14 protein-coding genes are annotated in these 12,919 nt (G+C 46.0%); 6 read left to right on the top strand and 8 right to left on the bottom strand.

What is annotated here, in order from left to right; translation table 11 throughout:
• Positions 1-5: 5 nt before the first annotated feature.
• Positions 6-353 carry a DUF433 domain-containing protein gene (locus QUA70_RS00340; protein WP_333325472.1) on the bottom strand — a complete coding sequence of 116 codons (348 nt, stop codon included), beginning with the start codon at positions 351-353 and terminating at the stop codon, positions 6-8.
• Between the two features lie 59 nt (positions 354-412).
• Positions 413-1,306 carry an ion channel gene (locus QUA70_RS00335; protein WP_333344671.1) on the bottom strand — a complete coding sequence of 298 codons (894 nt, stop codon included), beginning with the start codon at positions 1,304-1,306 and terminating at the stop codon, positions 413-415.
• A 112-nt stretch (positions 1,307-1,418) separates the two neighbouring features.
• On the opposite strand from QUA70_RS00335, the gene QUA70_RS00330 reads away from it, so the two are divergent.
• On the top strand, positions 1,419-1,739 hold the full coding sequence (locus tag QUA70_RS00330; RefSeq protein ID WP_333325477.1) for a hypothetical protein: 321 nt from the start codon (positions 1,419-1,421) through the stop codon (positions 1,737-1,739).
• A gap of 356 nt (positions 1,740-2,095) precedes the next feature.
• On the opposite strand, the gene QUA70_RS00325 is transcribed toward QUA70_RS00330, so the two are convergent.
• From QUA70_RS00325 to QUA70_RS00315, 3 genes are all read right to left on the bottom strand, one after another.
• On the bottom strand, positions 2,096-3,421 hold the full coding sequence (locus QUA70_RS00325; protein ID WP_333344741.1) for a hypothetical protein: 1,326 nt from the start codon (positions 3,419-3,421) through the stop codon (positions 2,096-2,098).
• Positions 3,422-3,976: 555 nt separating this feature from the next.
• Complete coding sequence (locus QUA70_RS00320) at positions 3,977-4,498, bottom strand: hypothetical protein (RefSeq protein ID WP_333344673.1); 522 nt, start codon at positions 4,496-4,498, stop codon at positions 3,977-3,979.
• Positions 4,499-4,785: 287 nt separating this feature from the next.
• On the bottom strand, positions 4,786-5,136 hold the full coding sequence (locus tag QUA70_RS00315; protein ID WP_333325485.1) for a hypothetical protein: 351 nt from the start codon (positions 5,134-5,136) through the stop codon (positions 4,786-4,788).
• A gap of 143 nt (positions 5,137-5,279) precedes the next feature.
• Between QUA70_RS00315 and QUA70_RS00310 the strand changes: the two genes are divergently transcribed.
• On the top strand, positions 5,280-5,510 hold the full coding sequence (locus QUA70_RS00310) for a hypothetical protein (RefSeq protein ID WP_333344675.1): 231 nt from the start codon (positions 5,280-5,282) through the stop codon (positions 5,508-5,510).
• A gap of 13 nt (positions 5,511-5,523) precedes the next feature.
• On the opposite strand, the gene QUA70_RS00305 is transcribed toward QUA70_RS00310, so the two are convergent.
• Positions 5,524-6,624: a saccharopine dehydrogenase NADP-binding domain-containing protein gene (locus QUA70_RS00305; protein WP_333344743.1), complete on the bottom strand. Its 1,101-nt coding sequence runs from the start codon at positions 6,622-6,624 to the stop codon at positions 5,524-5,526.
• Positions 6,625-6,933: 309 nt separating this feature from the next.
• Between QUA70_RS00305 and QUA70_RS00300 the strand changes: the two genes are divergently transcribed.
• Together QUA70_RS00300 and QUA70_RS00295 are read left to right on the top strand one after the other, a co-directional pair.
• The gene (locus QUA70_RS00300) at positions 6,934-7,158 is read left to right on the top strand and encodes a polymorphic toxin type 34 domain-containing protein (RefSeq protein ID WP_333344677.1); all 225 of its coding nucleotides are present in this window, start codon (positions 6,934-6,936) and stop codon (positions 7,156-7,158) included.
• A gap of 192 nt (positions 7,159-7,350) precedes the next feature.
• Entirely contained in the window at positions 7,351-8,151 is an 801-nt protein-coding gene (locus tag QUA70_RS00295) for a HEAT repeat domain-containing protein (protein ID WP_333344679.1), read from the top strand.
• 71 nt (positions 8,152-8,222) lie between these two features.
• Here the strand turns inward: QUA70_RS00295 and crtO are convergent, their stop codons facing one another.
• Positions 8,223-9,920 carry a beta-carotene ketolase CrtO gene (gene crtO / locus QUA70_RS00290; RefSeq protein WP_333344681.1) on the bottom strand — a complete coding sequence of 566 codons (1,698 nt, stop codon included), beginning with the start codon at positions 9,918-9,920 and terminating at the stop codon, positions 8,223-8,225.
• 436 nt (positions 9,921-10,356) lie between these two features.
• A complete protein-coding gene (locus QUA70_RS00285; protein WP_333344683.1) occupies positions 10,357-11,457 on the bottom strand; it encodes a tetratricopeptide repeat protein in 1,101 nt (366 codons plus the stop codon).
• Positions 11,458-11,607: 150 nt separating this feature from the next.
• Here QUA70_RS00285 and QUA70_RS00280 point away from each other — a divergent pair, with 150 nt between their 5' ends.
• Positions 11,608-11,934, top strand: coding sequence for a YbjQ family protein (locus QUA70_RS00280; RefSeq protein ID WP_172184303.1), 327 nt, complete (start codon positions 11,608-11,610; stop codon positions 11,932-11,934).
• Between the two features lie 270 nt (positions 11,935-12,204).
• Positions 12,205-12,828 carry a hypothetical protein gene (locus tag QUA70_RS00275; protein WP_333325500.1) on the top strand — a complete coding sequence of 208 codons (624 nt, stop codon included), beginning with the start codon at positions 12,205-12,207 and terminating at the stop codon, positions 12,826-12,828.
• The last annotated feature ends 91 nt before the right edge of the window (positions 12,829-12,919 follow it).

Raw genomic sequence — 12,919 nt, 5'->3', positions numbered from 1 at the left:
ACTTTTCAATCTTCCTCATTGTCTTGAATTGCTATTTCAATCTCATCAGGATATGCCTCAGCATAAGCCCAAGCATTCGCCAAATCAGCGGCACGCAGAGTCGGATAGTCTTCTAGGAGTTCAGCCTCAGAAATACCTAAACGGCGAGCATTCACCAGCACCCAAACAGGAATTCGCGTTTGTCTGATGCAAGCATCGCCGCCGCACACGCCGGGAGTCTTTTGAATTCCCGACCAAAATTTTCTTAAACTTTGGGCTAGTAATTCTATAGCTTGAGCCTTCTCTTCGGGAGTTAAAGCTAAGAGTTGCGGTTGCAATTCTTTCAGTGTCGTATTTGCAGTTATTGAGTTCATAAATATTAACTTTTTTTTGCCATACAGGTATTCTAGCACTGGTGGCTAACTCAAAACTTTCATTCAACAGGCTGCACATCGTGAAACCGAGTATAATCAACTACCCGCCCTCCCGTCGCCGATTTCAAAAGAATATCTACAAACCGCATATTCCACATAATTTCAGACGCCACAAAAGAATGTCGTGCATGAATAGTTTGCGAAACAGTTTCGTCAATTCCTGTTAACGTAATTACAATTTCCGCTTGCTGATCCATCAAGTCTTGGGCAGTAAGTTGGTACAAAGGACTGCTCTCCTCAATTGCGTGCATAACCGTCCAAGTTAATGCAAAAACCGGAGAGTGACTCCGCACCAATTGCAAATCGTAAAAACGCCGCATAAATTCTCCTTCCGCTGTTACCTCGTCGCGGATCAAAGTAGCTCGCTGCTGCGCTTCTAAAATTTGGTTAAAACGCTGATTTGCAGTGCGGTACATCAGAGTCGGAACGCCGTTGAAAGGAGCGATCACAGCTACGCGGCTGAAGATAACTCTAGCTGTTGGTCGAGAAAATCTCGAAAAAGCCAGTCCCGTGACCATCGCGACTCCCCACAAACCAAAAAGCGCTTGGATCGCGACTATAGTATTAGCGTAATCAGTACGCGGATACATAGAGCCGTAGCCGATCGTCGCCATTGTTTGCACGCTGAAATAAAAGGCATCTTGGAAAGAACCCGGCCGCGCGTTAGCAATGCAATCTCCTCCCGCCAAGTAAGCTAAGGCAAATAAAGAATTTGTGACTGTATACGAAATACAAATCAGCATGAAAAATCGCGGCCAAGAAAGAATTAGCAGCCTGTGGTAGAGGTCGGCAAAATGCAGGCGAGGTACTCCCAGCTTGACAATATTTAACGGGAATTGTCCTTGGCGGCTAACTAAACGCGCCGGTTCCTGGCGGTTGCGGTGAATTTTCATTGCGATTTGTAACTCCGGCTGTTTCAATTTGTAACTATTGCTTTGAGCGGGAAAAGTTATCCTTTAGACTGATGTCTGATTCCAAAAATTAAGATAAAACTGGAGTTTAGAAATGGTTGAGCTTAACTGGCATGACTATCTCGTTATGGTTTCTTTTGTGGCTTCTATTGCGGGTCTAGTCCTGCTGGGCGATAATCGCAACTCGCAGCCAACGGACGAGCGCACTTTGAGCGAAGAAATCCTAATCAAGATGAGCTTTACTTACTGGATAGTCTACTGCATCTCTGTTTTCGGGCTAAAACTTCACCTACCAGAAGATAGCTGGTTATTGCTCAGTTTGAAGCTGACTACTGTTCTTTCTTACTTGTTGACTGCTTCTAGCATACTCAGCCTGCCGCTGCAACGCATGGCTGTCCGACGAGTTGAAGATTAACAAAAGGTTTTTGTAGTAAGGACTTCAGTTCTTTCGATCGCGGTGAAGAAAAACTAAAGTCCTGACTGCAAAGCTATTTGAGTTATGTTACCGGGCAATAAGCTCACAGTTAGCTGTGAGCTTGTTTAATTGTTTATGATGTGAGGGATGCAGACTAACGCGCCCACAATGGCTAGGGTCGATCGCACTCGTACTTGAAATTGCCATTCTCTTCCTAGTTTCCCTTGGCTGCGGCAATCTCATCGAGTATCCCTTGGCGAAGCCGGCGCGTTAGCGCATAGCATGAGGTGGAGTTGGTTAGCAGCCTACACTTTATGCGATAGCAAAGCGTGTAGGAATGCCACGAACTTAGCTGGTTAGGATTTAAAGCCTTTAGAGCTTTTCTTTTTCTCCTGCGGTTTAGACTTTGACTTATTAACTTCGCCTAAAGCTTCCTGAAATAAGTTGTGCAGGTGCAGGGGAACGCTGGCAATTTCCGGCAGTTCGGGTTCTAAGGGTTTTTTAAACTCTTGCAGCAGGGCATCTAAATCGCGATCGATCTGAAAGTCTGTACGTTCCAATACAGTTTGCAAAATTTGTTCTAATTTCGCTGGATTAACTTGAGCTAACCGTTGCCAAATCCAGGCATTAATTGCAGGATCTTCTAGATAGTTACGCACCAGCTTCTCGTAACCCGGAACGGTTGAAAAGTCTTCGGCTGCTAGCAGTGCAGTAAATTGAGCGTAAGTAGACAAAAAGGTTTGTCCCCAGCGAGGATGAGAAAGTGCTGTCACCTGTTCGGCTTTCTTGAAGCGATCGGGCAATTCGACTTTCGGGATTACCATTTTTGAGTGAGGAGCGCTATCGATTGCGACCTCAACGGAAGAAAGATCTGCACCGGCTGCTGCTATAGCTGCTGCTTTAACTTCTTCTGCATCGACTCCGGCATCTTCAACGATCTGCGCCAGAGATTTACTTCCATCAAGGCCGATATCAGCTAGGTGTTTTTTAGTGATAAATTCCTGAAATTCAGCCAACTGTTTATTTAAGTGATATCCCGATAGCGTTACTTCCTCACTGCCAAAAAATTCGGTAAAATCTTCATGGTACTTTTCTACTGACTGCCAAGCTTGCTCTAACAATTCCGGGGCATCGCTGTACAGGTTCTTTTTGTGATTTTGCTTGAAATTGCCGATCGCCACCGCCAACTTCGGCTTGCCCAATTTCCCCATCGCTATGGGAGGGCCCGAGAGTATCCACCAGTCATCGGTGAGAGGAGCAATCCGGGCTCGCAAGATTTCTCCTAACTTAAAGCGAGACATTTCTTGCAGGAAATTAGCGCTGTTTGGCTTGACAACGTAGTGCTTAGCCGTCAGCCAGTTCATCAGTTCAAACCTGTCGGGGGAAAGTTGAGTGATTTCAAATAAGCCGGTGAAGCTTCTGTGCTGCCAACTTTCTAGCAAGCTGCGATCGCTCTCGGTTAAATCCGGCTGACTTTCGACAAAAAAGTCGATCGGCGTTTTCTCTCCAACTTTACCTTCGATGGTAAAACTGTCAATCACTTGATTTTGCTGAGCAATATCATAGCGCTCGCCGCTCGATCGAGCTGCTGCAAAAGCTTCCAAAGCTACCGCCAACTCTCCCTCTGCATCCAGCACAAAGTCAATTAAATTTTGCTTGAGTGTCCAAGCTGTTTCCAACATTTCATTCACAATTTATACCGATTTTGAATCAGAGGATTTAGATTAACAATTATCCGATTTGAGGCCACGAACGCTTTCCCGCTCCGGCTGCGATTGCTAATGTACATCGCGAACAATGACAAAAATATGCGATCGATGCCTCAGTCCTGAATTAGTTTAATTTTAAGGCTAATAGTCAAAAAAAATGTCAATCTCAAACAGAAGCATCCCGATTTTGTAAAAAGCGTTTTTTAGGAGTGCGAGCGTCCCCCACAGCAAAGCCTCTACATCTCTAGCCAGCAAGAGGCTCGCACTCCTATGAAATAAAAATCGTGCTGAAAAAGGCGATTTCAACGGAGCATAAAAATACCCTCCCCTATGTAGAGAGGGACTGAAAATCCCCAAAAACTTCGCTAAACTCGTGTTAAAAATAGTCCCATGTATCAACAACAGTCCAAGGCGCAGCAACCGGGTTTTTTTATCAAAACACTGGGCTGCATTGCGAAACCCGGGTCACAAAGCCGGAACGCTGGAATTTGTGCGCGCCCAAGACTGAGAAATACTGGGCGTAAGCCCTTAGCGGGCGTCTTTGGCACTGTCGCCCGGTACAGGGCGTTCCACCCGAGCCCAAGCGTCGCGCGTGGCGTGCTTCGCTTTGTCCCAAGTCACATTAGATTTACCGCGATTTGTTTCGTAGTCGCGCTGCAAATCGGGTTCAATCTCGTTGAAGCTCTTACCAGTATTGCCATAGCGGGTGTATCCCTCATAACCGGTGCGGTACGCAGGCTGATAGTCTTCGTAAGTTGCGCTCGTGTCCACGTAAGGACGGGAACTGTAGTTGCTTTGCCAGTAAGCATCTTCTACCGTGGGGTCGATCGCCTCGCCCACACCCTTGCCGGCCAAACCGCCGCTAAACGCGCCCACAACTGCTCCCACAACTGCTCCCACAGGCCCGCCAATCGCGCCGCCTATCGCAGCACCCGCAGCACCTGCACTCGCAGCACCGATACCGGTTGCCACTGGATGAGCCCCTGTTTCCCCGGACAGCGGGTCGATGTTAGCATCAGGTTCATGTACCGTTTTTTTCTCATCGCTCATGATATTTTTTTCCTTTTATCTAACTCTAACTCTTATTAAATGTACCTTTTAAATTCATCTCTATTCATCTGCCTTAAGGATGAACCTGCTACCTTAAAAAGAAGGGGAAGGACAAAACCGTTTTGAACGCCAAAAGTGGTTTTACACCCTAACTATAACGCGGTAAGGTACGCATTTCGCACCTTACCGCGTTATGTTCAAGTGAGTCCTGAGCTCGGCTCAATAGTCTACTCACGGAAACTCTGTATTTACCAGCAACTTGAGTTAGATAGAAATCTGTTGATTTATTAGTTGCCCGTGACCTTTTCGATCAACTCTTCAGCTTTTTGAACTATGCCTTCTTGCGGGTGTTCTCCCTTGTACTCTTTTAAGCTTTCGTCGTAAACTTTCTCGACCTTTGCAGGATTTTGAGCAGTTTTGACTATATCTTCGTAAGCTGCTTGGGGATTGAGATCCTCGAACCTTTCTGCGGGGTCAGTAATTTTAGCTTCCGGCGGCGCCTCAGTCCTGTCTTGACCTGCGTAAGCACCCTGAGTGGGTACTACCGCTAGACCTACCAGACTAATGAAAGCCAGCGTACAGACCAGCAAAATGCTTTGAATCAATGTTTGTCCGAGAGATTTTAAAACCCGCTTCATATCAACTTCTCCTCGTATTTTTCCGCAAAAATTATGGTGTTTGTCGCCCCTTCACTGCGATCGCACATTGAAAACCTTGGTTCAAGCGCAATCTTTGTCGCAGCTACCGCATCTAGAGCGAGCCAAAAGGGATGTTTCTCGTGATGTCTCATATCTTAAGCGCCTGCTTGTTACTATTACTTCTACCAAAAGATAGATTAATTAGACAAGCGGAACTCATCTCCTATGAGAGGCGATCGCAATTCCTGCAAAAAACCCTAGATAGGGGTTTTCCCATCAATTACGAAGCCCCTGAGTCTTCTTTTTCGGCGCGTCTTTCGCGTCCTTGCAGTTCGGGCAAAAATCACATTTCCCAACATTTGAAATTGCTATAAATAACCTAAGTAACTACAAAATAACCTGCTCTATGTCTAGGTTTCTGTTCTGCATCGCTTGTTCAAATAGTTCAGTAGAAAGAGCTTGCTCTACCGACCAAACGCCGGGTTTTTCCAGTTTACCTTCTAACATTAATTGAGCAATGCTGCCAGTACCAATGCCAGTAGCGACGGCAGCATTGGGGTGTACCGCTGTCGAGCAAACTTTAGCCGGTTTGCCGTTTTTGAAACCAGTCACTTGCGATCGCACTGCTACACCAACCCCACTAAAACTATTACTAACACTGGTCATCCCGTAACTGACGTAGGAGAGAAATTCAATCACGGAGTTATTTTGGAGCCAGCTAGCGGGCCAATACTTAGCAACAAACCAGGTAAGGTGATTGTAAAGGTCGGGAGACGTACCGAATTTAGTCACAACTGATTTGACGGCGAAAGTTTCGGGCAAAGTAATTGCTTCCGGCATATCGAACCAGTAAACCCCTGTTTTGCCGTAGGGTGCTGGAAATTCAATTGTTTCGCGATTGCTGTAGGGTTTTACTTGGTGCCACTTGCGCTCTTCCCAAACCTCAAAAGGGATTTGCAAACCTAAAAAAGTAGTTCTCATGACGGTAACGCCAGCGCCGCCAGAACCTCCGACAACATAACTCAAATGGATGTGTTCTGCTTCATCTAATTGTTCCACATCTCGGCGCACCATGCTATTAGACACGCCGGGGAAAATGCCCGTATTAATAATAGCAGTAACCCCAGCATTTTTAGCAGTTTCGCGCAATTCTAAAGCTCTGCGAGTAAAACTGCGGCTGTCGCTGACATCAGTATAATTAACACCTGCTTCGATGCAAGTTTTCAGCACGCCGGCGTCTCGGTAGTGAAAAGGTCCCGCACAGTGAACGACAAGATTAGACTCTGAAACTGCTTTTTGCAGGGCTGCACTGTCCGCTAAATCAAAAGTTTGGTACTGCACCCGATCCGGCGGCAATCCCGGCCCAATAGAGGCTTCAGAGTTGCGTCCGGTAACGGTAATTTCTGCGTCGGTATGGGTAACAAGGTCTTGGGCAACGCTGCTGCCAATTCGTCCTCGGCCCCCGACAATCAAAACTCGGTTTGCCATCGCTAAAAAAAGGGTAACGCTAATCTGAGTTTCTATATTTTCACGCATAACTTGCATCTGCACAAAGGATGAATTTGTGATAACTCATATCTTGCACCACTGTCCATAACCCCAGAGGGGCGGGGAAAACCAATACATCAAACTAATTGCAGACAAGTTCAATAAAGCCCCACCCAAGTATTGACAAGGTTCCATGCCTGAGCTAGACTATAAGAATATGAACAGCCCCTAATATTTTTAATACTCCCTTATAATAAACCAAAAATCCAACACTATGACACAAGTATAATAAACCAAAAATCCAACACTATGACAACAGAAGGTAATGTAGCTGATACAGGTATTGTAGAAGAAGCTAAGCAACTAATCGAAGAAAAAAAAGCCTCAAATAGGCCTGAAGCACTCGAAATATTGAAACAGCAAGCTAAACGCGATAAAGATAAAGAAAAAATGGAAAAAATTAAAAGCACCCAGAAATTATTTGGTGACAGACATAGCCGAGCCAGCGGCAAAAAGAAGAAGACCAAAAGGTAAGCTGCTCAAAGAAAGATCGCCCAAAATTAGTCTGCAATTAGTGTAGTACCACGAAATTCAGAGAGTTTTGGGGGAGGTCGAATCACTCACACTTAGTCATTTTGATACTTGCGTAATGCCATTCAATTTAACTGACTAAGTGTGAAAATAACCTAGGCTGGAAGCACTAAAATTTAGGGAGGTGCAAAAATTATGGATAAGCTGACAACTGAAACACTGCTAGATTATTGCGATTCAGATGATTATACCCTGCAAACAGAAGCATTGATACAGCTTGTAGATGCAGAAGTTTATGAGGCTGTACCGAAGATATTAAGATTGCTAAAATCCGCCGATGAATCAATTAGAGCCGATGCAGCCGAGGCATTAGGTTATCTGGGTTCAGAGGAAGTGGAGACAGTTGGCATTGCATTAATGCCTTTGCTAAACGATCCTGAAGAACTGGTTAGGTCTGAAACAGTTGAGGCATTGGGAGAACTTGGTTATAGTCCTGCGGTTGTACCGATAGAATATATTCTCAGACATGACCCTTCAGCACTGGTTCGCGCATCAGCAGCAGAAACTCTTGGATATTTAGAAGAACCATCAGCTATAGAAACTCTGGAGCTTTCACTGCTTGATGTTGATGAAGATAAAGCAGTTAGAGGGTATGCTGCTAATTCGATCGGGCTTTTAGGTACGCCGCAGCTATTGCCAAAACTTGAAGAGTATCTAAAATTAGAGCTTCCTTTATCAGTAAAAGCTGAATTGCTGGGAGCGAGGTACTGGTTGGGGGCGAAAGAAGATATCGAGAAGCTATTGAGTTTGTTGGATAATGCTGATGAACATTTAGCAATGCTCATCCTGAATATTTTAACAGATTTGACCGAACGGGAGGAGCAGCCAACATTGGCGAAAGATGCTCCCGATTTAGAAAGGGTATTGAGGGCGATCGCCAATCGTTTTCCCTTCACCGGGAATCAACCAGAAAAAATTCTCGTACTCACAGACTGATAAATGAATACAAACAAACGCAGATGTGATTCATCTGCGTTTATTTGCGTTCATCTGCGGTTTAAAAAATCTTACTTCTCATTACTCCGAAATACCGACTTACCCTTCGCTTTCAGAGTATTAGCCGCATCTGCCAAAGTCTGCGCGAAAGGCTGCTGCGAGTGCATGAAAACGCGAGCCGTATTGCGTCCCGGCATCCCCGAAATCGCTCCGCCCGGATGCGTTCCCGCCCCCGTCAGAAACAAACCGTCGATCGGCGTTTTGTAATTCGCCAACTCCGGCAAAGGACGGAAAAATATCATCTGATCCAGCGTCATATCAACGTGGTAATAATTCCCCTTCAAAGCCCCCAAACGCTCTCCCAATTCCGCCGGACTTTCCACGCGGCGGCCGATAATGGAATTCTTGATATTAGGTGCATATTCTGCTAATTTATCAATGCAGCGATCGGCAACTTTGTTTTTCAGCTCATCCGTCCAACCCGTACCGTGCTGGCCGGTTCCTTCAGCATTTTCGATCATGTAAGGAGCAAAAAATTCAATCCAAGCCGTATGATGTCCGGGGGGAGCCATTGACGGGTCTAGTACCGTCGGAAACACTACATACATCGAGGGGTCAGAGTCGGGGATTCTGCCGATTGAAGGGTCGCTGTGAGAAATTTCAACGTGTCTCACCGAGTCTGCAATCAACACAGAACCGATTAAATATTCGTCCCGATGATTCCAGCGCTCGAATCTAGGCGCTTCATTGAGAGCTAAGTCTATTTTGAGAATAGTCTCGTTGTTGTTAACAATTTTGCGCTCCAATCTTTCCCGCAAATCCGGGTCGGCACTGTCAACATCGCTGGAATCCATTAAGTGCAGAAACAAGCGCTTAGCATCAATATTAGAAATGACACCTTTTGTAGCGCGGTACTCCGTGCCGCCGGCAACTCGAACTCCCACAGCGCGACCGTCATCAATTAATATTTTCTCGACGTGCTGGTCGGTAAGTACCACACCAGAGTAACTTTTCACTACACTAAGCAGTGCTTGCACTAATGCACCCGTCCCTCCGCGCGGTCTTGCCATGCCAGGATTGTGTCTCATTGCCAGCATAATTGCGCCTACAGCCAGGGTTTTTTGCGAAGGAGGCGCGCCGAGTTCCGAGGCGAATCTTGCTAGGGGTGCTTTGATAAATTCCTCGTCAAACCACTCGTTAACAATGTCTTCAGCGCTGGTGAGCATTGTGCGAATAAAGTCCAGCGTTTTGTCGGGGGAACCGATGACTGACAATAAATCTTTGATCTTGGAAATATCGTAGTTGCCCAGAATATCTATGATGGATTTTGGTGGCGCATTAAACATCGGAACCATTGCACCTAAAGCCCGCTGCCAAAAGTCTGTATATTCGGCATATTTTTTAGCATCGCGCTCGTTGTAGCGGGCAATTTCAGCACAAGTTTTTTCTACAGATTTGTGCGCTAAGAAATATTTGCCGTCGGGATGCGGACAAAAGGCAACTGGATCGCAGAAAAGATATTCTAAACCGTGTTTTTCCAGTTCTAATTCTTCTACAACTGGCCCTAAATGGATAAATTCGTGGTCGATCGCGCAAAGGTTGAATTTAAAATCCGGTAATTCGGGAATGGCAGCTTCAGTAGTTGCCGCGCCGCCGGGAACTGAACGTTTTTCTAACAAGAGGACAGTATATCCAGCTTTCAGCAGATAAGACGCACAGACGAGTCCGTTGTGACCTGCGCCTATGATAATGACATCATACGTTTGCATAGATGAAGCTCTGGGGATAGGATATTTTGCTTATTTTACAAATGTTAACAAGTTGGCTGTCTCTACCAATAGAAATAGATTCATTGTCAGTAAGCCCTTTTAGCATCTTACAAAAGAGGGAGCTTTGACAAAATGCTGTTGTGCGATCGCCTTTATTTCTTCTTAAACTTACAGAGCGAGCGCCTTTCTCAAATAGCGCAAATATTATACTCTATTTAGCCACATTTATCTGCATACACTTAAAAAATTAAGCAAAGAAGTAACAAGGAACAAGGAAGAGGAAAGGGGGTATAGGGAATAGGTAATAGAAACAGTTTTGAGATGGCTTTTTTCCTTGAAACACTGCGATTGGAAGGAGTTAAGCCCTAGGAAACGAAACTTACTTACTCCACACTCAAAACTGCTAGTCAATTACCTATTAGTACATTGAGACATATTATTTTAGTTGCTGGAGCGCCGCCTCAGCTTTTTGTGCACCATCATTGTTGCCTTGCTGGCGGTAAGTGTCGAGCGCTTGTTGAAAAGCTTCAATTGCTTCGGATTTGCGATCGCGCGCTTGGAGTGCCGTACCCATATTGTAATAAGCTTCTGCCCGGTCTGGATCGAGCCCAATCACTCGCTTAAAAGTGGCAATCGCTCCTAAAAAATCTTGTTTTTCCAGTTGAATTTCCCCAATTCCTGCGTGTGCTTCCACTAAATTTGGTCGCACCGCAAGAGCCCGCTGATAAGCTACCAGCGCTCCGTCGAAATCCTTTTGTGTCTGGAGAAGTGCGCCAATTTCTAGCTGCACTTCTGGATTGCGGGGCTCCAATTTGGCAGCTTCTTCAAAAGCTGCTAGTCCTTCGGAAGTATAGCCGGCACGCAGCAAAGCAGTGCCTAATTTTAACTGGACACCCGCTTGTTTGGGAGCGAGTTCGGCTGCTTCTTGGAGCACGGTGACAGCACTGGCAAAATTTCCCTGCTGGATCAATACTAAACCCATTGAAGAATAAGCTTGCCAACTTTTTGGATCGAGGGCGATCGCCTCTTGATATGCTTTAAAAGAACCGCTGTAATCTTTTTGCTGAAAGAGTACCACTCCCAGACCGATCCGGGCATTGACATTTTTGCGATCGAGCACAGCGGCGCGGCGGTAAGCTGTGGCTGCTGCGGGATAGTTTTGCAAATTTGCCATAGCATATCCTAAGGCGTATTGGAAGTCAGCATTGTTCGGTTCTAGACCGATCGCCTGTTGGTAAAATTCCACTGAGGCTTGATAGTTGCCTTGACGCGCTTCTAAATAGCCAATACCAGAAAAAATGCGCGGGTTTTCTGTATCTAAACGCGCCGCTTCCTGATAAATGGCGATCGCCTTACTGTAGTCTCCTAAATCTACAAACTCGCGCCCTTGTCGCAGCAGAGCATCTAAATTTGAATTATTTTGAGGGTTGACTTGAACTGATGTTTCTGCTGAGAGCGCTATCTGCGGCGCTGCGACAGCGAACCCTGCTACTAACAGCGTACTGAATACCAAGAGACTTTGTTTGTGCACGGCCATTTGTTTCAAAGAGTGTGTGGAATGAAAGAGCGAGTTGCTGTCAGCTTGCCAAGCTGACAACTTATGGTTTACCAGGAATCTTTGAGCGGCGAGATGTAGTAAATCTACAGAACAAGACTCACTCAAAATTTTCGCGATTGAGGCCAACTGATGATTGTAACAACAACTGATATCATCCAAGGAGCAGAAATTCAATCTTACCTGGGGATTGTAACTGCTGAGGTTGTCTACGGCACCAACGCCCTGCGAGATTTCTTCGCGGGCATTCGCGACATCATCGGCGGGCGCACCGGCAGTTACGAGGAAGTGTTTCTCAAGGGACAGCGAGATGCCCTGGCGGAACTGGAAAAACGGGCCCAGCGCCTGGGCGCCAATGCGGTAATCGGGGTGGAAGTTGACACCGGCACGATTAATGTAGACTCGAGCGGGGCTTTGCTGCTGATTACTGCCGTTGGAACGGCTGTAAGATTGCGTTAAGCTGTATTTTCTGTATACGTCCGCATTTCCTGTATACATCCGGGAACTTTTCCAACGGGATAAAATAGTTATCAGTCATCAGTCATCAGTCATCAGTCATTAGCTAATAGCGGGTGGCTGGGGGCGGATGACTTTTTCGTTTCTTTCTTCAGACATAGATACTGGTTATTTCCCCAGGCAGATATAGTTTTTATCAATCTCAGCCACAATAAATGCTTAAGGTGAAAGATTGTTAAAAATTAAAGCAACTCTCAGAGGAAAAAAAAACCTATGTCATACGTAAATAGACCTGTAGATAACGTTGGTACCGAACCCGTGGTCGTAAATTCAGTGATGGAATACCATGATCGAGTACGTTGGGGCCCGATTTTTTCTGGTTTGGTAATTGCGATCGGCACACAACTGGTGTTAAGTGCATTGGGCGCTGCGATCGGCTTGAGCAACATTGCTAATTCAGGAGCTCCGCGCAGTATTTCAGGGGACGTGGGTACCGGCGTCGGAATTTGGTCAATTATTAGTTTGTTAATTAGCTTGGGCGTTGGTGGTTGGGTAACTGCTCGCGCTTGCGGCCCGATGAACCGCAACACAGCGCTTTTAAATGGAGCAATTTTGTGGGCAACTACCTTAACAATTGGCTCTTGGCTGTTAGCAAATGGCGTGGCTGGTACTTTTGGCGTCATAGCTGCGAATGCGGGAGAAGCAATTAATCAAGCGCAGCAGGGCGGGGTGGATTTGCCGAACCGAGCACCTAACGTATCTGCTCAGGATACTCGCAATATTGCTGGTAATGCTGCGAAAGCTGGTTGGTCATTTTTGTTCGGCTCGCTATTGGGTTTAGTTGCTGCGATGGTAGGAGCATCTGCCGGGGCGCGCACTCACCGGCATCACTCGTAAAAGTTTCGTCAGACACGGAAAGTTCATCTTCATTAAGGCACTTTTTTTAAGGTGCTTTTTTGTTGGTTTAATTTGGTTTCTCGTTCCCAGG

The organism is Microcoleus sp. LAD1_D5 (assembly GCF_036702115.1).
GTDB lineage: Bacteria > Cyanobacteriota > Cyanobacteriia > Cyanobacteriales > Microcoleaceae > Microcoleus.
This window is presented reverse-complemented; position numbering and strand designations above follow the sequence as displayed.

What these genes read in the sequence shown, in the direction of transcription:
- QUA70_RS00275 (WP_333325500.1), top strand. Translation starts at nt 12,205, where the DNA reads ATGTCATACGTAAATAGACCTGTAGATAACGTTGGTACCGAACCCGTG.
- QUA70_RS00295 (WP_333344679.1), top strand. Translation starts at nt 7,351, where the DNA reads ATGGATAAGCTGACAACTGAAACACTGCTAGATTATTGCGATTCAGAT.
- QUA70_RS00340 (WP_333325472.1), bottom strand. Translation starts at nt 353, where the DNA reads ATGAACTCAATAACTGCAAATACGACACTGAAAGAATTGCAACCGCAA.
- QUA70_RS00310 (WP_333344675.1), top strand. Translation starts at nt 5,280, where the DNA reads ATGTCTCATATCTTAAGCGCCTGCTTGTTACTATTACTTCTACCAAAA.
- QUA70_RS00315 (WP_333325485.1), bottom strand. Translation starts at nt 5,136, where the DNA reads ATGAAGCGGGTTTTAAAATCTCTCGGACAAACATTGATTCAAAGCATT.
- QUA70_RS00320 (WP_333344673.1), bottom strand. Translation starts at nt 4,498, where the DNA reads ATGAGCGATGAGAAAAAAACGGTACATGAACCTGATGCTAACATCGAC.
- QUA70_RS00335 (WP_333344671.1), bottom strand. Translation starts at nt 1,306, where the DNA reads ATGAAAATTCACCGCAACCGCCAGGAACCGGCGCGTTTAGTTAGCCGC.
- QUA70_RS00330 (WP_333325477.1), top strand. Translation starts at nt 1,419, where the DNA reads ATGGTTGAGCTTAACTGGCATGACTATCTCGTTATGGTTTCTTTTGTG.
- QUA70_RS00285 (WP_333344683.1), bottom strand. Translation starts at nt 11,457, where the DNA reads ATGGCCGTGCACAAACAAAGTCTCTTGGTATTCAGTACGCTGTTAGTA.
- QUA70_RS00305 (WP_333344743.1), bottom strand. Translation starts at nt 6,624, where the DNA reads ATGGCAAACCGAGTTTTGATTGTCGGGGGCCGAGGACGAATTGGCAGC.
- QUA70_RS00280 (WP_172184303.1), top strand. Translation starts at nt 11,608, where the DNA reads ATGATTGTAACAACAACTGATATCATCCAAGGAGCAGAAATTCAATCT.
- QUA70_RS00325 (WP_333344741.1), bottom strand. Translation starts at nt 3,421, where the DNA reads ATGTTGGAAACAGCTTGGACACTCAAGCAAAATTTAATTGACTTTGTG.
- crtO (WP_333344681.1), bottom strand. Translation starts at nt 9,920, where the DNA reads ATGCAAACGTATGATGTCATTATCATAGGCGCAGGTCACAACGGACTC.
- QUA70_RS00300 (WP_333344677.1), top strand. Translation starts at nt 6,934, where the DNA reads ATGACAACAGAAGGTAATGTAGCTGATACAGGTATTGTAGAAGAAGCT.